We start from the raw sequence: 20819 nt of genomic DNA, 5'->3' as shown, positions 1-20819 counted from the left end.
TCATGTTGCACACCGGGGCGGTTCAACCTGCGGAGGGCTTACCATGAAGCGGCTGTTCATTTCCGTGTTATTGCTGCCGATCGCTGTTTATGCGGCGATTTCCGATCCGGCGGCGGGTCGCGGGCCGGTTCGGCGGAGGGCGCTGGATGTCGCCAATCCCAACATTGAAAACGCCGTCATACGGAACGGCCGGCTGGATCTGAATATCACGAATTTCGGGTACATCGGAAACAGCGATCCGAGCCAAGATGCACTCACGGACCCCTGTCCTCCGGGTGGCTGGGCGGAGTCGCTGGAGTACCCGCCGGGATCGGGTGTTCACTATCTGTATCAGGCGGCGCTGTGGTTCGGCGCGGAGATCGTCGAGGGACCGGATTCGCTAACGCCTCGCGTGAGCGTGGGTGTTGACGGGTGGCTGAATCCGTCGGTGAACGAATTCTGGCCAGGCGAGGGTGAACAGCACGGCATCAGGTGGCGCTCGAACATTCCCGGTGCGGTCAACTGCTTCGGGGAGGACATCTTCGATCCGGCCGCGCGGGCGCACCTCGAAGCAATCGCCGTCTATGCGGACACGCTGACGGAAGATTACTGGCTGGTCGATGATCCAGTGGATGGACCGCATCGCCCGTTGGGTGTAGAGGTAACGCAGAGCATTCTGGGTTGGACGAGTCCGCAATTTGCGGATTTTTTGTTGCTGGAGTTTCGCGTACGCAATATCGGCACCAACGTCTTGCGCAACCCGGCGCTCGGTCTCTATTGTGACTCCGACGTCGGATATTACGATCTGTTCAATGAGCACACGGATGACCTCACGGGTTTTCTGCTGACGGACACCCTGACGGGCGACACGGTGAATATCGGCTACGTGGCTGACAATGACGGCCGCCGCAGCGCCTCGCATTCCGGGCCGATCGGGATTCCGGCGGCCATCGGGATCTCCGGCTGGAGTCGCGACAATGCAGATGCTGTGACGGGCTACAACTGGTGGATGTCTAATGGCGACTTGACCTACGACTTTGCGCCGGGCTGGTTGGCGCACCCCGATTCCGGAACCCCGATGGGAGACCTGGCGAAGTACCGGTTTTTGGACGGGGGGGAGCAGGACTACGACCAGGTGCTGAACTGCGATCTGGCCTATCGGCAATCGCACCCGCAACTCTATCGGGAGCCATGCACGCCGGAGCTGCTCAGTCAGGCGTGGCGGAGCGAGGTCAATGAGAACTGCGCAGACATCGTCAACGGCTATGACACACGATTTCTGCTCTCCCTCGATCCGGTGGGCGTGTTCGATTACATAGATCCCGCGGGGGCGTGCGTGTACCGCTTAAATCCGGGCGAGGAGTTCACGGTCACGTTCGCGCTCTTGATGGGACCGGGATTTCATGATCCGGAGCACCCGCAGGTGGATCCGCTGTACATCGATCCCACGCTCTACGATTTCACCGGTCTGCTGCGGACCTATCGCACCGCGCGGATGATGTGGGACAGCAATTACAGCTACCAGCCGCCGCGGCCCGTCGCCAATCTGCGTCCGGTCGGAAACGACGCGACGCAAGTGCACCTGGTCTGGTCGGCCGCAGCTGGTGAGCACATCGTCGGTTACAATGTTGTCCGGGTCTGGAACGACTCGCTGGCTTCTCCGCTGACACCGAGTCCGATCCCGGGCCTGGAATTCACCGCGACCGGGTTGCAGCTGGGTGAGGACGTACTTCTGGCCGTGGAGGCCGTGGATGACAGCGGCTATTCGAGTGCGCGCGAAGATACGTTGGTGAGAGTCGGCGCGGCGCTGCCGGTCACCGGTATCACGGCGCATGCGTTTGGCGACGGCATTCGCGTAAGCTGGAATGCGAGTAATGATCCGCTCGTCATCAGTTATCAGATTATGCGCATTTCCGCGGCGGATGACACGATGCGGTCCACGCTCCCCGCAACGCAAACGGCATTCGATGATGAAATCCTCATCTCCGGTCGCGAATATCGCTATCGCCTGTTCGCCCTGAATTCGCGCGGCCTCACCAGTCTGCCGTCGAGCCAAGCGAGTGCTATCGCCTGGCACCCCGAACATCGAATTCTGCTCATCGACGAGACCGATCCGGCGAACCTGAATGACCTCAATCTGACTGGCGGCATTGCGGACACCCTGGTCGATGCCGCGTATCGGGAGATCATGGAGACCTTGAATCTGCCGTTCGACACCCTCCAGCAGCATGAGTCGGCCAGCATCCGTTACTCGTTGGAGACCTTGGCCAATTACGATCTCGTCATTTGGCATAGCGAAGACAATCGAAATCTCACGAACTACCCGCTTGCCGTCGCTCGCGCGGAGGTGCTCAGACAGTATCTCGAACATAATGGCCGATTGCTGCGGCTGGGCCGGCGGATATTCACCACGCACGCACTTCAGGTCGGCCGGTTACGCAGCGAGTTCGATTTCCACTGGCTGCTGCCGCTCAATTTTGACTCTCTGCAAGTGTGGAACCGGTGGTCGCCGCAGAGCCAATCGCTGCAATTCGTCGGCGCGACGAGCACGTTGACCTCGTTCCCGGACATAGCCATTGATGCGACCAAGGTCCAGTCGCTGAGATGGCGGGGCAATTCGCTGGACTATCTACCCGAAATCGACCTGATGTGGCCGCGCTGGCCGGGCGTGCCGCTCTATCGGTCGGTCGTATTGCCGACCGATTCGAGCGGACTTGGAAATCAACCGGTGGGGATCATCGCGCCGGGACAGATCCTGCTGAGCTTCCCACTCTATTTTCTGCAAGCGGAGGATGCGCGGGAATTGCTGAGCGCCTGCATTGACACGCTGCGTTCGATGCTGGCGGTCGAGCCGCCGGTGCCGCCGGTTTCGCTGCCGCAATCCCTGGTGCTGCATCCCTGCTTTCCGAATCCGTTCAATCCCGAAACGACAATTCGATTCGAGCTGCCGACCGCGGAGCTGGCGACGGTTGAATTGTACAACATGCTCGGACAGCGCGTCGCGACCTTGATGAATCGGCCGCTGCCTGCAGGAATGCAGGAGCTGAAGTGGAGCGGTGTGGACGATCACGGCTCGATTGTCGGAAGCGGAATCTACTTTGTACGCCTCAGCACGATACACGGCGTCGCGACGCAGAAGCTCTTGCTGATGCGCTGACGGGCGGTGCGGGATTGCGAATACAAAAAACGGGACAGCCTGTGTGGTTGTCCCGTTTTGCTGTTGTCGTGGACCGAACGGCGTCAGGCGCTGAAGCCACGGTGGTCCGCTGAATCGCTGGTCACCAGCCCGGAGAGTGGAATCTCGTGTCGCTCCAGATATTGCAGCACATCGCGCACCCAGCGCATCGAGCAATCGGCGGGACAGGGTTCCAGATTCTCACGGTCCGTGCAGTATCTGGGGCAGTTCTCCTCGAACGCACTGAGATGATCGCAGCGCGGACCGAGATTCCAATGCGCAAAGCTGGCGGCCCCGACCGCCAGCGTGGTATTGCAACCGGGGCATTCGTGAGTCAGGAAGATCAGCCCATCTTCGGCGCGGCCAAAGGCAGCCTGATAGCCGTTGACTCGCAGCGTGCCGTCGGTCACAAGCTGCTCGACGGTCACCCACTGGTAGCCGCACATCGGACAGATCTTGAACGGGGCAGCTGAGTTCGGCGCGGTGGTAGATTTCAAGGTGCTGCACCTCCTTTCGCCATTGTGGATGCAAAGCAGGTGCCATGTCAAGTCGGTGCCCTGGCGAACCGAAACCGGCGAGTGGTGGTCGGTTCGGGAGCGTGGGCTCCCGCTCGTTTGACGCGAGAGCGGTTCACTGCGCAACCTCACGCGGTCAAAATGCAACGGGGCAGCTTGCTGGCTGCCCCGCTGCGCAGTGCATGGGGATTCCGCTCCGTGCAGGGCGAAGTGCCGCTCAGTCGCCGGCGAGCGCCGGGCAACCTTCGGGCGTCGGAACCATGGTGAGCGTAGGCGGTACGGTTTGCGTGATGGTGCAACTGTTCTGGCCCATGCAAAACGTCACATCCCAGCTAATATCCCACATCAGACAGCACGGCAGCCCCGCGTCGCAGGGCGGATCGACGCGCGAGAAGAATCGATTCTGCGCGTTGTCGCGGGCGCACTGCTTGTTCAGGAGCTTTCCCGTATCGCCCGGCCAATCGTAACTGGTGATCGTGCCTTCCGCCTTGCCGGTCTTCTTCACCTTATCGCGGCCGGGCATGCCGCGTTCATCGCGCGGCCCGCGATTGCGGCCATCGGACTTGCCGACGCCCTTCTTGCCGTAACCGTCATTGCCGAAGCCATCGGTTGTCGAGTCGGTGAAGGGGTATTTTACCCCTTTGTGCTTCTTGGTGATCGTATCCTGCTTGACGATGGTGCAGGTGTTGTTCTTGCAAACGCCGGTGTCGAAGTAGCGCGTGCCTTTGGCATCCTGCCCCCACGTGCATTCGCCGGGAGTTTCAGAGTACTCGAGACGCAGTTTGCGTTTGGTTTCAAACCCAAATCCGACTTCAAAAGTGTTCGAGCGCGCACTGCAGTTCACGACCGCACCGAGCACTCCGCTGAAGCCGGAATAGGAGCCATCCGCCTGGCCCGCGGTTTTCAGAGTCAACTCGACACAGCAGCAGCGGATGTGAGTAAGGGTCACCGGAGTCTGCTCGGAACGCGGCTGTAATCCGCCGTTCTCATCGGCAGCGCGGAACCAGTAGTTCGGTTCATAGAGCAAGCCGTCATTGACCTGCGGGAGCGGCTTGACGATCATCAGTGAGTCGAAGGCAGGTTCCCAGTTCAACGTGATCGCCGGGCCGTAACGCTCGCCGACATGCGAGCAGAGCCAGAGCGTGCCCGTCTGAGCAAAGCCGGCGGGAATGACGGTGGCGGCTTCCGTCACGCGGAATTGCCGGGGTCCCGGATCATACGTCGCGGTGAACGTGGCATAGGGCGCGTCCACGACGTTCACCAGCACCGATGACAAATGCGAGTAGCCGGAGTCGTCAACGACGGTCGCGGTGATGACATGCGGACCGTTGCCGAGATCGTTGAAATCCACGCGCGTGCCGAGTTCGCCCAGCAGGTCGGTGTTGTTGATCCAGCTGGAACCGAGCAGAACGGGAAAGCCGGCGGAATCACTCTCGATGCGGAAGGAGTCCCACTCGACCGTATAGTGCAGCGCATCTTTGAGGATGATGTCCTGCTCTCCGGCAAGCGTGCAGCCGTCGGGCGGCCAGGAGATGAACGGCCGGGGACCGTACCAGGAGTTCTGCGAGTGCGGCTCGATCGTGTAGAACTTCCAAGGGGTCCCCACTTGGACATTGACCGAGGTGAGATGCAGGGGCACGAATTCGATCGGAATTTCGGTGCTGTCGGGGTGGTCGCTGCTATAGAGCAGGTAGCCATAGTTGGTGACGACGACTCCGCTCGTATCGCGGCAGGGATTCCAGTACAAGGTAGCCGTGGTGTCGTCCACCGCTTTGATCACGAGGTCGGGATTGGCGATCACAATCTCCGGACCGGTGGTGTAATACGCCGGTGCGCTGGTCAACTGCTGGCCCGTACAGTCGCGGGCGATGAGGCGGAACTGGTAGTCGGTCTCGGGAGCCAAGCCCTCGATCACACCGGCGCTGCCGATGCCCCACTGCGCGGACGTGGCCCAAACGGGATTGTCCGCCAGCCCCCGCGGATGGTTTGCATATTCGAGCGGGTCGGCGGGTGACCAGACTTCAATCGCGTATTCCTGATCGGGATTGGCCTGCACCCACGGCGGGCGGAAATAGACCGCGTTGGGGGAGTAGGCATCGAGCAGAAGCGGCGGACCCGGTTGCACCACTCCGCGGCAGCCCGTTCCTTCGACAAGGATCGAATCGAGCGGGTTCGCGGGATCGGAAGTGACGAGCTCGATCGTGCCGAGGTAATCGTGAGCGAAAGCCGGAGTGAACGCGATGTCAAGTCCCAGTTGACTGCTCGCCGGCAGGGTGATGCTGTCCGGCGTAACGGTCCAGACGGAACCGTTGGTGCGAATCTCGGTAATGCAAAGATCCGAAGCTCCGGTGTTCTCGATCATCAAGACCTGATGCGACGTGATGCCGAGGACAGTGGGCGGGAACACGGTCTGGTCCACGGGAATCGAGAGCGTCCCGGTGCACGGAGCGGGTGGCGGGCCGGTGAGTTGAAAGACAAACGGTGCCGGTCCCCCGGCGACTGTGTTTCCGATCTCGAAGTAGGCTAATGCGCCGATGGTGAGCGGAACCGTGATGCTCGGATCGTCACCACACGTATTGTCGGTCGTGACACTGGGACCGCTGCAGCACGTAAAATTGGTCCAGATCCGGAGTGAGAGATCTCCCGGGCTTCCACAGAGGCTCGCGGTGTAGTTCCCGGTGGACGGCACGTGCAGCATGTAGAAAACGTCATTACGCGGACCCAGCGGGCAATCATCGGTGGCGCCGGTCTGCCCGTTGAATGAGAATGGGGCCGGGATGACGGGTGCGCTGAAGCAGTTTTCGCCGGGCGGCTGCGCGTGCGCGGTTTGCAGCCCAGCAGCGATCGCCGCAAGCCATGCAAACCGAAAAAGAGAAGTAGGTGCTTTCATGGACTGGCCTCCGGGTGCGGAACTGTCCGATAAGACCGTAACATTTTCGTAATACTATGATAAGTCCGTCTCACGGATTTGTCAAGACGTTCACAACAAATCGTCAAAATAGAGCAACTACGTGTTTTTACAGAGGTGAGGCCTGGGAAGGCACAGGCAGGCCGGGATGGATAGAACAAGAACCGCCCGAATGACGGGCGGTTCGATAGAGTGGACAGGAAGGGGTCGTAAGCGGCTGAAGCCGCTGGCTTGTTGTAGGGAGGTCAGTCCTCGCTACTTGCCGAGATGATAGATGGCCTGCAGCAAGATAGCGGTCTGGTCAACATCGGCGAAGTCGAATTGGAGCTGCGCCTGCCCGGACCACTGTTTGTTGAACTGGTGGTGGATGCCGCCATCGATGTAGAAGCCCAGCTCGCTGTCATCTTTGTCGGTATAGGTCGGGGAACCGGCATAGTCCCAGGAATACAGGTGCAAGCCCAGTCCGCCGCCGGCATAGGGTTCCCAATCGCCTTGCAGGAAGTGGTAGTTGACTCCGGTGCGAATGGCGAGATCGTTCAACGACCAGTCGTAGGCGCGTCCGGCCCAGCCCCATTCCTGCGTGCTGCTCCAATAGCTAAGCGAAGCATCCCACTTCAGTTGGGGCGCCCATTCGCCGAGCTGGAAATCCACGCCGAACTCGAGCGCGCCGTCGAGTCCGGATTCGGGGTCCACATAGCCGAGCCGCGGGCCGATGCCTTTGAAGCCGATATCCGGCTGGGCCGCGAACGCGGCCGGCGCGCTGAGCACGCTGAAAACTGCGAGTAAGATAGTGAGGGTGAGTGACAGAAAATTCATGGCGGCCTCCCGTGAAGAGGTTAGAGATTCACACAACGGTCGAATCAGCCGTCGTTAATCTTCAAAACTCCTCAGTCCGATACAAGTTCCCGGTAGGTGGGCGCGCCCGCAACGGTTCCCCAGCTCGCCGTCGGTGATGGAGACGCGGCTCCGGGCGAACTTCGACGGGGCAGATCCGCTGCTCTTCGCCTGCGGCAGTGGGATGAGAACTGCCTCAGCGTCATGAGTTTGTAACAATGCTAACTTGACTCTGCTGCTTCGCCTTGCTATATTCCCTCAAGAGCACTTGAGGGGCCCAACGGAAGTAGGTTTGACATGCCGACCATGAGTATCTTCCTGCCGAACATTCTGGCCGTTCCTGACGGACGGCCCACACTGCACCAACACCTTGCCGATACCTTGCTGCTTGCGGCGAGGTGTGTTTTATTTGTGGGGATCGCGAGCTGTTTCGCTCAGCCGCCGGATACGCTGTGGACGCGAACATGGGTGATTGCGGGCGATCAAGTCGCATATGATGCCACGGCATTGCCTGATGGTCGATTTGTCCTCGCGGGGGTAGCGGACGATGACTCGGGCCACGCATGGGGCACGGTATACATGTGCGCTGAAACAGGCCAGACTGAGTGGTCACGACTGTTCGCCGCAGGCAGCAGTTCACGATTCCACAGCATCGACATGATAGACCAGTTGTCATTTGTTGCAGCGGGCAGCGTGACTTCAGCCCAAGGCGCCAGATCGTACTTGGTGCGGATGCGAATCGACGGCGACAGCGTATGGACGAGAAGCGCCGGTAACACCGATTTCGCCGCAATCGAGGACGTAGTTTCGGCGGGAGGTGACATCTTCTTCACCTGCGGTTACCAGCAGTCTGTGTCGACGGGAACGAGTCAATTAGTGTCGATGAAGTGGGACTCGTCCGGGCAGGTGATCTGGGCACGGGCCGTATCAATGCCGTACCCCACGGTGACACACGGAAGTGCGGTGGCCAACTGTGCGGATGGCGGGATTGTGTGTGCCGGGTACATCATGTACGAGACCCCGCCGCCAGTGAGAACAGAGATCGACGTTTACGTTGTGCGCTTGGATGACGATGGGGATACACTTTGGACTCGGCGGTACGGGACAGATCGCGATGATGAGGCGGTTGCGGTACTTTCGGTGCAGGGCGCCATTGTGATTGTTGCAAATTCGGACGCGGCGACGGCACCTCTACACGAAATCTACCTGATCAAGATCTTAGAGAACGGGGAACTGGTGTGGGAACGGACTTACGCATTCCACGGACGGTGGCAACGCGCCTTGGCGGCAACGTATGGGGATGCGCAGGACGTCATCGTTGCGGGGTTCGAACGTACCGATTTCCCAACCGATGACCAGACCTTCTTCGCTATGCGTGTTGATGCTCAAGGCGACACGGTATGGACCAAGCAGATCGGAAGCTCTATGTTTGCCGCAGCCCAGACCGTTGTTCGCACCGATGACAACGGCTACATATTCGCGGGCTCCCAATTCGATTTCTCTCCCGGTTCCAACGATATCCGATTGGCACGAGTGTACCCAGATATGTCGGTGTCGCCGGCTCGGCAAGAGCATGTTGACTGGCTCACAGCAGAGATCATTCCGAATCCGTCGAGTGGTGCAGCCCAACTGGTTGTTCAGCCTGCCCAACACGGGAATCTGACGGTACTAATTACGGATGTCTTGGGTCGCCGCCTGATGATCCCGATGGAGATGGCCGGGTCCAACGGAGAGCGCCGCTACACGCTCTACACCGCCGGAATGCCGTGTGGTGTCTACTTCGTGTCAATACGAGTTGGAAACACAGAGACGGTGAAGCAACTTCACATCGTCAAGTAGGAGTCAGCAAATGAAGTCGTCACAGGTTTCTATGATCGCGGTGGCTGTGATGCTGGTCCTGCACGCGGCGGCATGTGCGGCACGGGCCCCGCTCGGGAGGACTCATTGAGCTTGCGGTTCACGTGACGCGACCGCCAAGTCACGTCGTGACCGGACGAGGGCACGCCGCCACAAAACAAGACGAAACGGGACAGCAGCTTGCCGTCCCGTTTTCATATTGATCTCTCCCCGTTCACAGGGGAGCTAAGCGGGGTGACAAATCACCCACCCCTCCGCCCTATTCGTACCGGAGCGCTTCGATCGGGTCGAGGCGCGACGCCTTGCGCGCCGGATAGAAGCCGAAGAAGATGCCGACCATCGCCGCGAAACCCAAGGCGAGCGCGGCGAACGGCATCGAGACTTGCGTGGGCCAGCCGGCCAGCTTGCTGATGAGCAGCGAAACGCCGCCGCCGAGCAGCACGCCGATCAAACCGCCGATCGCGGAGAGTAACAGCGCTTCGAGCAGGAATTGTCGCAGAATATCCGCCTCGCGCGCGCCGACGGACATCCGAATCCCGATTTCGCGCGTGCGCTCGGTCACGCTGACGAGCATGATGTTCATGATGCCGATGCCGCCCACCAGCAGCGAGACCATCGCGACCGAACCGAGCAGATAGGTCATGACGTTCGCCGATGCTTCCACGGTCTTGGAGATGTCGGACTGCGTGCGAATCGTGAAATCATCGTCGTCCTTGTCGCCGAGCTGATGGCGGGCGCGCAGGATATCGCGAATCTCCGCCTGCGCGGAGGTCAACGAGAGGCCGTCGCGGGCCGAGCCGAAGACCATGCCAACGCGCGTATCGCCACTCTGGAATTTTTTGGCGCCGGTCGTGAACGGGATCAGCACGACATCATCCTGATCCTGTCCCATCGCGGCCTGTCCCTTCGCGGCCAGCACCCCGACCACTTCGAAGGGCAGCCGCCTAATCCGAATGGTCTGGCCGACGGGATCATTGCCGTTGAACAGGTTGGTGATAACGGTTTGGCCGACGACACACACTTTCGACGCGCCGCGCATATCGACATCGGAGAACATCCGGCCACTCTGAATTTCATAGCGGCGGATATCAATGTACTCGGGATTCACGCCGAGCACCGAGGTGGACCAGTTCTGGTCCGCCGAGACCAACTGCGCGTTGGTGCGGATCGTCGGCGTAATCTGATGCACGTCTTTCGACTGCTGCCGGATCGCGTCAACATCCTCGGCGGTCAGCGAGTTGCGCGTTCCGGCGGCCATGCGCGCGCCGGAGCGATGGAAGTTGCCGGAGAAGATCATGAACACGTTATCGCCGAGCGAGGAGATCTGCGTTTGCACGCTGGTGCGTGCGCCGGTGGTGATGGCGACCATCGACACCACCGCGGCCACACCGATAATAATGCCCAGCATGGTCAGCGCCGAGCGCATTTTGTTGCGCAAGAGCGCGCGCAGGCAAACGCGAAGCAGGGAGGAGAGATTCACAGGCAGACTCCGATTCCGGCCGGGTTGCAAGGACGCAACCCGGCGCGGCGACCTTGCTGGTTCAAGCGTTGACCTCCTCGTGCACGATCTGGCCGTCGCGCAGGGTAATGCGGCGACGGGCATGCGCGCCGATATCGTGTTCATGCGTGATCAGGATGATGGTCATGCCCGCGCCGTTCAGATCGTGGAGCAGAGTCATGATCTCTTCACTGGTTCGCGTATCGAGATTCCCGGTCGGTTCGTCGGCGAGCAGCAGGGCCGGTTTGTTCACGAGGGCGCGCGCAATGGCGACGCGTTGTTGCTGGCCGCCGGAAAGTTGCGACGGATGATGATCCAGGCGGTCGGCGAGGCCGACGCGCTCGAGCGCTTCGCGGGCGGCCAGATGGCGGTCACGGGCGCTCATGTCCGTGTAGATCAGCGGCAATTCCGCATTTTCAATCGCGGAGGTGCGGGCCAGCAGATTGAAGCCCTGAAATACGAAACCGATCGTGCGATTGCGCACGCGGGCGAGGGTGTCGCGCGGCAACCCGGCCACATCGCTGCCGTTCAAAAAATATTGGCCAGAGGTAGGCCGGTCGAGGCAGCCGAGAATATTCATGAGCGTGGACTTGCCCGATCCGGAGGCGCCCAGAATCGCCAGGAACTCGCCCGGTGGCACCGTAAGATTGATCCCGCGCAGCGCGTCCACCTGCACATCGCCCATGCGATAGACCTTCGTGAGTTCGCGCGCGGAAATGACGGCGGGCTGGCCGTTGCCGTTCATCGGCGCGGTCCACTCGGGCCCATGCCCGGCATCATCGTCACGGCTTGCGTCGTCGTTCCGGTCAGACCGACAATTACGGAATCCCCCGCACTCAGATTTTGATCCAGCAGTTCAACATAGCTGCCATCGTTGAGGCCGATCTGTACGCGGCGCGGTTCCGGCTCGCCCTTTGCGTTTTTCACAAACAGCGTCGCCTGCTTCGCCGGTGATTCCGCGGGCGCGCCCGGCGCAACCGTTGCATCGGGTTTCGCGCGTTCGCGCCGGCCTTTGAAGTCGCCGTCACCGCGATGGCCGCCGCGCGCGGAGTCGGCTGTTCCGCCGCCCGCGTTCGGTTTGTAGTCGGCAGGCTTGAAGCGGACGGCCGCCGCGGGTGCGCGCAAGGCATCGTCGCGTTGCGAGACCACGACCGTCACATTTGCCGTCATCCCCGGGCGCAATTTCAGCTCGGGGTTATCCACCTTGAGAATGACCGGATAGGTCACGACATTCTGCTCCTCGACGGCGGCATAGCGAATCTGGGAGATCTTGGCGCGGAACGTCAGTTCGGGATAGCTATCGACGGTGAACGTGGCGTCCATCCCTTCTTCGAGCTTGCCGATGTCGGCTTCGTCGATGCTCGTTTCGATCTGCATCTGCTTCAGGTCCTGCGCAATCGTGAACAGCGTCGGCGCTTGCAGCGACGCGGCGACAGTCTGGCCGACATCGACGCTGCGCGAAATCACGACGCCGTCGATCGGCGAGCGAATCACGGAATAGGCGAGATTGACACGGGTGCGCTGCACCTGAGCTTCGACCTGTTTCACGCCGGCCTGCGCGGTTTCGAGCGCGGTCTGCGCGTTGTCGAGGTCCACCTGCGCGGCGAGCTGCTTTTCGGCCAAATCGGCGACCCGACGTAGATCACGCTGTGCCTGACGCAGCGTCGCGTTGGCGCGTTCGAGATTAGCCTCGTTTTCGGTCACTTGTGCTTGCAGGAACGTGGGATCGATGCGCGCGATGACCTGGCCCTTCTTGACGGGCGAATTAAAATCGACGAGGATCTCATCGAGCGTTCCCGACACCTGCGATCCCACGGTGACGGTGGTGACGGCGCTGACGGTCCCGCTGGCGGTAACGACCATTTGGACTTTGCCGCGGTCCACGGTGCCGAGGCGATATTTCCCGCGCTGCGATCCGGCGGAATCACTCCGACCCCAGACAAAGTAGGCGGCGACGGCGGCGACGATCACAAGTGCAGCGATGACGAAGCGTTTCATGAAATGGCGGAATTGGATGGAGTTGCTGTGTGTTAAACGGCACAGACCGGAGATGGTTTCCGGTCTGTTTCGATTCTGGCCGTCCGATCGTTAGACAGAATCACCGGGGTAGAGTTTAATCCGCCCATACCGGGAAGCAAGGCGAAATTCCGGCGGGGAAGGAATCCCCGCTCGGCGGAGCGAAGATTCCGGGCATGTGAAGACACATGCCGCGGCGAAGAAGACTCCGATTCCGGCGGGGTGAGGACGCACGGCTCGGCGAAGCGAAGATTCCGGCGGGGTGAGGGCACCCCGCTCGGCGAACAGAAGATCCCGATTCCGGGCATGTGGAGACACATGCCGCGGCGAAGAAGACTCCGATTCCGGCTGCGCGAGGACGCACGGCTCGGCGAAGCGAAGATTCCGGCGGGGTGAGGGCACCCCGCTCGGCGAACAAGACCCCGCTCGGCGCTTAATCCGTCCATTCGGGGAAGTAGGCGCGCACCGCGAGGTACAGGCCAATCCCCATGAAGGCGAGGCCGGTCGCCAGGCGGGACCAGCGCTCAATCTTCGTGAGCGCATTGAAAACGCGACCAAGCGCATGGACACTATACGCCAGCGTAAACGAAACGGCAATCACCGGTAACGCGGTGCCCAAGCCATAGACGAGTGGCAACAGGACGAGAGACTCGTATTGCGCCGACAGCGGAATCAGGCTGCCGAAGAACAGCGCCGCGGACACCGGGCAAAAGCTCAACGCGAAGATGATCCCGAGCAAGAGCGGTCCCCACCAGCCGTACGTCGTGGCCTTCGTGCTGATCTGTTCCCGCCAGCGGCCCGAACCGGGAAGGCGTAATGGAATCCAGCCGGTGACGACGAGGCCGATCAGTACGAGCAACGGGCCAAGCGCCATGCTCATGTAGCTCTGCAGCGACATCGACAGGCGCGGAATCGAGAGCACGCTCCAGGACACGAGCGCGCCGCTGCCGACATAGGCGATGATGCGACCCAGCGAATAAAGCAGGCCGCCGCCCAGCGCGTGCAGCGGGTGCGCGACACGACGTCCGATATACGAGACGGCCGCGATGTTCGTGGCCAGCGGACAGGGACTGATCGAGGTCAGGATGCCCAGCCAAATTGCCGAGCCAATACCGAGCCAGATGCTCTCGCTCACTTCGCGGCAAGAAACGCGGCGACTTCGCGCTTCACGTACGACTGAAATTCAACTTTGTCATTCAGCAGCTCCCAGACCTTCTGGCAGTTCTTCCAGCGCAGTTGCGTCCCGGCGGCGTAGTCAACCAGGATCAGCGCTTTAGTGTAGAGCTTGTAGTCTTCGACAAAATGCTCGTTCGCCGGCTCGTCGATATTGACCATCTTCCAGACAAGTCTGCCGCTCTTCAAGTCGGCGGCGAAATTCTGCGCGATGGCCTCGTGCGAATAGGTTTCGATCTTGAAGCAGGACGCGCAACGCTGCGTGGTATAGAAGTAATAGGCGATGGTGGTCATGGCGGTGCTGTCGGACCGGGCAACCGGCAGGCTGTCGGGCGCCAGCGCCGGCTCCGTATCCGCGGCGGCCAGCGCGAGGCCGGGGCAATTTGAGCAATCCTCCGGCACAGCGAGCTGCTCCGACGGACGACGGACATACAGCACGCCGGCGATGATCACGGTCACGGCGGCGAGTACGATGATGGTGCGCGTCAGGGTGTTGGTGTTCATGGTGAAATCAAAATTCAGGAATTCGACGGAGCGGAGCAGGCCGCGCGAATCCAGGACACGAGATCGGCCCGCGCGGGGACGCGGCCCGTGGATTTGATCGTGCCGTCGATGGCGAGCGCGGGCGTGCTCAGCACACCGCGCTTTACGATTTCCTCGATCTGCTCAATCTTGACCAGTTCCACTTCGACGCCGGCTTCCTGCGCGGCGGCTTGCGTTTCACTGAAGAGCTGCTTGCATTTGGCGCAGCCCGTGCCAAAGACTTCGACGCGATGCATAGGGGGCCTCAACCTACATCAGGAGATTGAATAGATAACCGACGGCAATGATGCCGCTGCCGACGACCGCGAGAAACACGGCGATCAACTGCGGCTTAAGCACCTTGCGCAAGATGATCGTCTCCGGCAGGGAGAGCGCGATCACGGCCATCATGAATGCCAGCACCGTGCCCAGCGCGGCGCCTTTCTCGAGCAAAGCGCTGACAATCGGAATGATGCCCGCGGCATTCGAGTACAGCGGAATCCCGATCAGCACGGCCGCGGGGACGGACCACCACACGTCGCGGCCCATGATCGATGCGAGAAAGCCCTCGGGCACAAACCCGTGAATCCACGCGCCGACGGCGATTCCGGCGAGCACATATGGCCACACGTTGCCGACGATCTCTTTCACGGCGGTGAGTCCGGCGTCAATGCGCACGCTCCACGAGGGTGTGGCATCATCAGCCGCGGCATCAGCGGGCAGTTGATACACCCAGCCCTCGACGCCGCGCTCGAGCCGTAGTTTGCCGATGGTCCAGCCTGCCGCAATCGCAATCGCGAGTCCGGTACTGAGATAGAGCAACGCAATCTCCCAGCCGAATAAGCCGAACAGCAGCACGAGCGCGATCTCGTTGACCATGGGAGCGGAAATCAGAAACGAGAACGTCACCCCCAGCGGGACACCGGCGGTCACGAAGCCGATGAAGAGCGGCACAGCGGAGCAGGAACAGAACGGCGTGACCACTCCGAGCAGCGCGGCCAGCACATTGCCCGCGAATTCGCGTCTTCCGGCCAGCATGCGCCGCGTGCGGTCGGGTGTGAAGAACGAGCGCACGATGCCGACGCCGAACACGACCAGCGCGAGTAATAGCAGCACCTTTGGCGCTTCGTAAACGAAGAACTCCAGGGCGGCGGCGAGCCGACTGGCGGGATCCCGCGGGAAGGCGAGGCGGGTGACGGCCTGCGCCGCGCGTTCCAGATTGGCATACAGGATTATCCAGACGGGCAGCGCGGCCAGCAACAGGGTGTTTCGTAATGTGAAGATTTTCACAATAAGATGCAAACCTCGACCGCCGGAACTGTGTCGGCACGGTGGGTCAGATGCTCCGGGCGACCTTGAAATACTTGCGTTCGATCCAGAATGCGACGTTGACGAGTCCGATCAGGACGGGCACTTCCACCAGCGGACCCATCACGGCGGCAAAGGCCGCGCCGGAATGCACGCCGAATACCGCAATCGCCACGGCGATCGCCAGTTCGAAGTTATTGGAGGCCGCGGTGAATGACAACGTAACGGCTTTCGGGTAGTCAGCCCCGGCGCGTTTGCTCATCCAGAAGGAGAGGAAGAACATGATCACGAAATAGACCAACAGCGGCAGCGCGACGCGCACGGCGTCAAACGGCAGCGTCAGGATCATGTCGCCTTTCAGCGAGAACATGACGACAATCGTGAACAAGAGTGCGATCAGCGTGAGCGGGCTGAGGCGCGGGATGAACACGCGCTGATACCACTCCTTGCTCGTGAGCCGGATCAAAGTGAAACGGGTCAGAAATCCGGCGATGAACGGAATGCCGAGATAGATGAAGACGCTCTGGGCGATCTGCCCGATCGTCACTTCTACCGCCGTGCCCGGCAGGCCGAACAGCGGCGGCAGCAGCGTGACGAAGACATAGGCATAGAACGCGAAGAACAGCACCTGAAAAATCGAATTGAGCGCGACGAGTCCGGCCGCATACTCGGGATCGCCGCGCGCAAGATCGTTCCACACGATCACCATCGCGATGCAGCGCGCCAGGCCGATCAGAATCAGTCCGGCCATGTAGTCGGGTTTGTCCGGCAGAAAGAGGATCGCGAGCGCGAACATCAGCAGCGGCCCGACAATCCAGTTCTGGACGAGGGAGAGCGCCAGCACCCGCCAATGGCGGAACACCTCGCCCAACTCCTCATAGCGGACCTTGGCCAGCGGCGGGTACATCATCAGGATCAGACCGATCGCCAGCGGCAACGACGTGGTGCCCACATTGAAGCGATCGATCAGCGCGGGGAGTCCGGGGAACCGCGAACCTGCGCCGATCCCGGCGCTCATCGCCAGAAAGATCCAGAGCGTCAGATAGCGGTCAAGAAACGACAGTTTGCGCGTGACGCCGGAGATTGCTGAACTCATCAGATAAGTTCGCGCGCTTAGCAGCAGCTCGACAGTGGCTTGATCGCGCGCACCTTCACGGAGACGACCGCTTCCAGGGCTTCCTTGCGGAGCGCGTCAGCCACGTGATTCAGGCCGACATCGTAGCGCTGCTCCTGAACGATTTCCACACTGGCGAACCCTGCAAGGCGGATGTCGCTCAGATAGTCCGCTTTCAGGGAGGCCCCGGCCACGCAGCCGACATAGGCTTCGACCGAGCTTTGCAGCGCGGGCGACAGCGGCCGCGTGAGCACGAGGTCGGAGAGGAGCAGCTTGCCGCCCGGTTTCAACGCACGGAACGCTTCGCGGAAGACCTGCGGCTTATCCGGTGAGAGATTCACCACGCAGTTCGAGATGATCACAGTCACCTCGCTATTGCGCACGGGCAGGTGTTCGATCTGCCCGAGGCGGAATTCCACGTTGGTGTAGTTGCCTTTGCGCGCATTCTCGCGGGCACGGTCGAGCATGGCGGGCGTCATATCGACGCCAATCACCCGGCCACTCGGTCCGACTTTGGGCGCGGCGAGAAAGCAATCGAAGCCGGCGCCGCTGCCGAGGTCAAGCACGACGTCGCCGGCTTGCAGTTCGGCATGCGCGAGCGGATTGCCGCAGCCGAGTCCGAGATTCGCGCCGGCGGGAATCGCCGCGAGATCGGATTTGTCATAGCCGATCATGAGCGCGATGTCGTCCACGCTCTCAAGATCCGCGCCGCAGCAGCCGCCGGAACCGCAGCCGCAGCCCGGCCCGTTCGCGGCTTCAGCGTATCGTTCACGAACGATGGTATGGATGTTATCCGGGGTGGTCATGGAGTGTCTCCAAATTGGAAATTGAAAAACGAAAATCGAAACTTCAGACAAATTGCAGCCGCCGGGGGGGCCGATTCGCGTGCCCGAAAGGCCCCGCCGCGCGCAGTTAGCACTTGCATGCACCGGTCGGCAGGGCGTCGATAAGTAGCTTGAAGCGATCGAGTGTCTTGGGGTTGATGCAGTAGCAGACGCGCGGGCCGTCGATCTCGCCCTGGATCCAACCGGCTTCTTTCAGCTTCTTGAGGTGTTGGGAGACCGTGGATTGGCTGATGGGTAGCTTGTCCACGATGTCCCCGCAGAAGCAGGCCCCGCATCCGGCCAGGAAGCGGAGGATGGCAACTCGTTGGGGGTGACCAAGCGTGCGAGCGAGGTTCGCCAACTCGATATCGCCGGCCTGTTCTGTCGCTGAGCTGTAGAGTTTAAGTTCTGTTAATTCTTGGTTTGCCATCATTTCCCTGCCTTCTATGATCGTCAACTGTCAATCGTCAATATACGATTTAGATTTCGAAGTGTCAATCACTATTCCTAAAAATCGTAAATCGTGAATTTGCGATATAGCCGCAGCGTTGGGATTTGCTTGATGCCCCCACCGTACCGACCCAGGAAGCCTCCCCTAAGTTCATCGCCCGCTGTCAGCGAGGCGGGTTTGAGCCGGGGCGTGACCAACGGCCCAAAGACCGCCCGGCAGACATACTTATGTCTATAGATTTAAGATAGTTACTGAGGACTCTTGAGCCACGCCCGGGCTGCGGTCGCCAACCGGCTGAACCGAACAATGTAACCGATTGCACACAAATCCCTTGCATGCAGGTCACAGGCGGTCGTATATTCTCTGTCAGCTATGTTCAGACGAACTCTCACTGCATTCCGGCGCTTGGGGCTGGCGAGCCTGCTGCTCTTGTCTGGCCCGGCCGCGTCGCTCGCCGACCACGAGACCCCCCCTGCGACTCCGGCCGAGTTTCACGCCACGGAGGCGCAGCGCTATGAGCGCGTGCTCGCCGAGCCGACGCTGAAGTGGGACCATGCCCCGGAGTATGATGCGCTGTACTATCGGCTGACCATCGACGTGCGCAACTACGCCGGGCGTCAGATCACGGCCCAACTCGAGCTGGCGGCGGCCTGCGCGGAATTGCAGCTCGCGGAACTTCATTTCGATCTCTGCGATGCGCTGATCGTCGATTCGATCAGGTCAGCGGGAGTGGCAGTGGCGTTCACTCACCTCGCGAACGAGATCACCGTGAGCCTCGAACGGCAGTACACGCTCGGCGAACCGCTCGCGATCTCGGTCTGGTATCACGGCACGCCCTGCGTGACAAACGGGCAATGGTCCTTCTGGTACTATACGCGTCAGATTGGCCCCGCGCAGATTCCCGCCATCCACACGATTTCCGAACCCCTCGGTGCGCGCGACTGGTGGCCATGCAAGGACACCCCGGAGGACAAGGCCGATAGCGTGACCATCGCCGTGATTTGCGCCGATACCCTGACCGCGACTTCCAACGGCACCCTGGATTCGACGATCGCATTGCCGGCGGGCGCGAAGCGCGTGGTCTGGACGGAGCGCAAGCCGATCGCCACCTACCTGATCACGATCAACGTGACCAATTACCGATTCTATCGCAACTGGTACGTCGCGCTCAACGGGGACAGCATCCCGATCGATCACTACACCTATCCGGAGCGCTACAATCAATCGGTGCTGAGCTGGTCGCCGCTGCCGTCGATGATGGGCTACCTCGCGCAACGCTTCGGCGAGTATCCGTTCGCGAGCGAAAAGTACGGCCACTCGATGAACAATTTCCCCGGCGGGATGGAGCACCAGTGCAATACCTCCTATGGCCGCGTGATCACCACGGGGACGCGCACCTACGACTACATTCTGGTGCATGAGGTCGCGCATCAGTGGTGGGGCGATTGCGTGACGCTCCTGGACTGGCCCGATATCTGGTTGAACGAGGGATTCGCGTCCTATTGCGAAGCGCTCTGGATGGAACAAGCCGGCGGCTTCGACTCGCTGCGGACCTGGATGACGACTCCGGGTTTCAACGGAGTCGTGGATCCGTCGGGACCGTTGTACAATCCCGATCCGCTGTTCAGCTCGAACACGGTTTACAACAAGGGGTCATGGATCCTGCACATTCTGCGCGGCGTCATTCGCGACGATTCCCTGTTCTGGGCGGTGCTTCGTGAATACCGCGCGCGTCATGCGTACGGCAGCGCCACGACGGCGGATTTCCTCGCCGCCGCCGCGGATGTAACGGGTCTGGACGTCGATGGTTATCTGCATGCCTATTTGTATCGCACGAACCGGCCGCTCTACGAAGTTTCGTCCGGCACGGGCACCGTGGGCGGCGATCCGCTCAGCGTGATCCGCATCCAGCAGGTGCAGTCCGATCCGGATACGACGTTTCGCACACGCCTTGATCTGACTTGGAACAGCGGAGCGGAACAGCACACGGTGGAACACGCCGCACGCGGCGAGCGCTATTACTTCGACGCGGCGATCACGCCGGGTTCGCTCGCGGTGGACCCCGACGATTGGGTGCTGAAGGGGGTGAGCTTCGTTCCGCTGCCGCTCACCATCTTGAACGACGAATTGCCGCCGGCCACGGCCGGTTCGCTTTACACGGAGCAATTCGTGGCGATCGGCGGGAGCGGCGTACTGCTCTGGGCGCAGGTGGCGGGTCAACTCCCGCCGGGGATCGTGCTCCTGCCCGATGGTCACCTGACCGGTACCACTCTATACGGCAGTGACTTCGATTTTCTCGTGCGGGCGGATGGCACGGGCAGCTTTGACACGCTGTGGTGCCGGCTCCACGTGAACGGCCCGCCGATGGCGCCGCACTATTTGACACTATATGCGTTGAACGGAGCACTGGTGCAACTGCGCTGGAAGGAATCGCAGCCGGCCGATAGTTTTCATGTCTGGCGCGCGACGCAGCCGGACATGAGCGACCGGCTATTGATCGGAACCACCGCGCAATTCACCTGGACCGACTCGACGGCGGCGATGCCGCAGGTTCCGGATTCACTGCGCATCCCGATTCCGCGCTTCTACGAAGTAACGGCAGTCAGCAACGAATAAGAAAACCCCCGGTGTGTGGCCGGGAGTTT

At 61.0% G+C, this 20819-nt stretch carries 16 protein-coding genes; 3 read left to right on the top strand and 13 right to left on the bottom strand.

Annotated elements, in window-relative coordinates; all coding sequences use genetic code 11:
* Positions 1–43: 43 nt before the first annotated feature.
* Complete coding sequence (locus tag HZB60_02355; GenBank protein ID MBI5058606.1) at positions 44–3136, top strand: T9SS type A sorting domain-containing protein; 3093 nt, start codon at positions 44–46, stop codon at positions 3134–3136.
* A gap of 83 nt (positions 3137–3219) precedes the next feature.
* Here the strand turns inward: HZB60_02355 and HZB60_02350 are convergent, their stop codons facing one another.
* The 3 genes from HZB60_02350 to HZB60_02340 all read right to left on the bottom strand — a co-directional run bounded on the left by HZB60_02350 (position 3220) and on the right by HZB60_02340 (position 7393).
* Positions 3220–3651: a hypothetical protein gene (locus HZB60_02350; protein ID MBI5058605.1), complete on the bottom strand. Its 432-nt coding sequence runs from the start codon at positions 3649–3651 to the stop codon at positions 3220–3222.
* Positions 3652–3886: 235 nt separating this feature from the next.
* Positions 3887–6559: a hypothetical protein gene (locus HZB60_02345; GenBank protein MBI5058604.1), complete on the bottom strand. Its 2673-nt coding sequence runs from the start codon at positions 6557–6559 to the stop codon at positions 3887–3889.
* 273 nt (positions 6560–6832) lie between these two features.
* Complete coding sequence (locus tag HZB60_02340) at positions 6833–7393, bottom strand: outer membrane beta-barrel protein (protein ID MBI5058603.1); 561 nt, start codon at positions 7391–7393, stop codon at positions 6833–6835.
* A 315-nt stretch (positions 7394–7708) separates the two neighbouring features.
* Here HZB60_02340 and HZB60_02335 point away from each other — a divergent pair, with 315 nt between their 5' ends.
* Positions 7709–9250 (top strand): T9SS type A sorting domain-containing protein, encoded by a 1542-nt coding sequence (locus HZB60_02335; GenBank protein ID MBI5058602.1) that lies wholly within the window; start codon positions 7709–7711, stop codon positions 9248–9250.
* A gap of 277 nt (positions 9251–9527) precedes the next feature.
* On the opposite strand, the gene HZB60_02330 is transcribed toward HZB60_02335, so the two are convergent.
* From HZB60_02330 to HZB60_02285, 10 genes are all read right to left on the bottom strand, one after another.
* Positions 9528–10748 carry an ABC transporter permease gene (locus HZB60_02330; protein MBI5058601.1) on the bottom strand — a complete coding sequence of 407 codons (1221 nt, stop codon included), beginning with the start codon at positions 10746–10748 and terminating at the stop codon, positions 9528–9530.
* 61 nt (positions 10749–10809) lie between these two features.
* The gene (locus HZB60_02325) at positions 10810–11511 is read right to left on the bottom strand and encodes an ABC transporter ATP-binding protein (GenBank protein ID MBI5058600.1); all 702 of its coding nucleotides are present in this window, start codon (positions 11509–11511) and stop codon (positions 10810–10812) included.
* The gene (locus tag HZB60_02320; GenBank protein ID MBI5058599.1) at positions 11508–12764 is read right to left on the bottom strand and encodes an efflux RND transporter periplasmic adaptor subunit; all 1257 of its coding nucleotides are present in this window, start codon (positions 12762–12764) and stop codon (positions 11508–11510) included. Before HZB60_02320 ends, HZB60_02325 begins: the two co-directional genes overlap by 4 nt.
* 451 nt (positions 12765–13215) lie before the next feature.
* Positions 13216–13905: a sulfite exporter TauE/SafE family protein gene (locus HZB60_02315; protein MBI5058598.1), complete on the bottom strand. Its 690-nt coding sequence runs from the start codon at positions 13903–13905 to the stop codon at positions 13216–13218.
* Positions 13906–13913: 8 nt separating this feature from the next.
* Positions 13914–14459, bottom strand: coding sequence for a hypothetical protein (locus tag HZB60_02310; GenBank protein MBI5058597.1), 546 nt, complete (start codon positions 14457–14459; stop codon positions 13914–13916).
* A 14-nt stretch (positions 14460–14473) separates the two neighbouring features.
* On the bottom strand, positions 14474–14734 hold the full coding sequence (locus HZB60_02305; protein ID MBI5058596.1) for a TM0996/MTH895 family glutaredoxin-like protein: 261 nt from the start codon (positions 14732–14734) through the stop codon (positions 14474–14476).
* A 13-nt stretch (positions 14735–14747) separates the two neighbouring features.
* Positions 14748–15779, bottom strand: a complete 1032-nt coding sequence (locus HZB60_02300; GenBank protein ID MBI5058595.1) for a permease — start codon at positions 15777–15779, stop codon at positions 14748–14750.
* A gap of 34 nt (positions 15780–15813) precedes the next feature.
* Positions 15814–16881: an ACR3 family arsenite efflux transporter gene (gene arsB / locus HZB60_02295; protein MBI5058594.1), complete on the bottom strand. Its 1068-nt coding sequence runs from the start codon at positions 16879–16881 to the stop codon at positions 15814–15816.
* A 17-nt stretch (positions 16882–16898) separates the two neighbouring features.
* Complete coding sequence (arsM, locus tag HZB60_02290) at positions 16899–17705, bottom strand: arsenite methyltransferase (protein ID MBI5058593.1); 807 nt, start codon at positions 17703–17705, stop codon at positions 16899–16901.
* 106 nt (positions 17706–17811) lie between these two features.
* Positions 17812–18156, bottom strand: coding sequence for a winged helix-turn-helix transcriptional regulator (locus HZB60_02285; GenBank protein MBI5058592.1), 345 nt, complete (start codon positions 18154–18156; stop codon positions 17812–17814).
* 390 nt (positions 18157–18546) lie between these two features.
* On the opposite strand from HZB60_02285, the gene HZB60_02280 reads away from it, so the two are divergent.
* Positions 18547–20790 (top strand): M1 family metallopeptidase, encoded by a 2244-nt coding sequence (locus HZB60_02280; protein ID MBI5058591.1) that lies wholly within the window; start codon positions 18547–18549, stop codon positions 20788–20790.
* The last annotated feature ends 29 nt before the right edge of the window (positions 20791–20819 follow it).

Source organism: candidate division KSB1 bacterium, assembly GCA_016214895.1.
Lineage (GTDB): Bacteria > Electryoneota > RPQS01 > RPQS01 > RPQS01 > JACRMR01.
Note: the sequence above shows the minus strand (reverse complement) of the source record. Positions and strands in the feature narration are given on the sequence as shown.

Coding starts and splice junctions, on each gene's coding strand:
- HZB60_02355 (MBI5058606.1), top strand. CDS start 44: ATGAAGCGGCTGTTCATTTCCGTGTTATTGCTGCCGATCGCTGTTTAT.
- HZB60_02345 (MBI5058604.1), bottom strand. CDS start 6,559: ATGAAAGCACCTACTTCTCTTTTTCGGTTTGCATGGCTTGCGGCGATC.
- HZB60_02340 (MBI5058603.1), bottom strand. CDS start 7,393: ATGAATTTTCTGTCACTCACCCTCACTATCTTACTCGCAGTTTTCAGC.
- HZB60_02335 (MBI5058602.1), top strand. CDS start 7,709: ATGCCGACCATGAGTATCTTCCTGCCGAACATTCTGGCCGTTCCTGAC.
- HZB60_02325 (MBI5058600.1), bottom strand. CDS start 11,511: ATGAACGGCAACGGCCAGCCCGCCGTCATTTCCGCGCGCGAACTCACG.
- HZB60_02320 (MBI5058599.1), bottom strand. CDS start 12,764: ATGAAACGCTTCGTCATCGCTGCACTTGTGATCGTCGCCGCCGTCGCC.
- HZB60_02310 (MBI5058597.1), bottom strand. CDS start 14,459: ATGAACACCAACACCCTGACGCGCACCATCATCGTACTCGCCGCCGTG.
- HZB60_02305 (MBI5058596.1), bottom strand. CDS start 14,734: ATGCATCGCGTCGAAGTCTTTGGCACGGGCTGCGCCAAATGCAAGCAG.
- arsB (MBI5058594.1), bottom strand. CDS start 16,881: ATGAGTTCAGCAATCTCCGGCGTCACGCGCAAACTGTCGTTTCTTGAC.
- arsM (MBI5058593.1), bottom strand. CDS start 17,705: ATGACCACCCCGGATAACATCCATACCATCGTTCGTGAACGATACGCT.
- HZB60_02285 (MBI5058592.1), bottom strand. CDS start 18,156: ATGATGGCAAACCAAGAATTAACAGAACTTAAACTCTACAGCTCAGCG.
- HZB60_02280 (MBI5058591.1), top strand. CDS start 18,547: ATGTTCAGACGAACTCTCACTGCATTCCGGCGCTTGGGGCTGGCGAGC.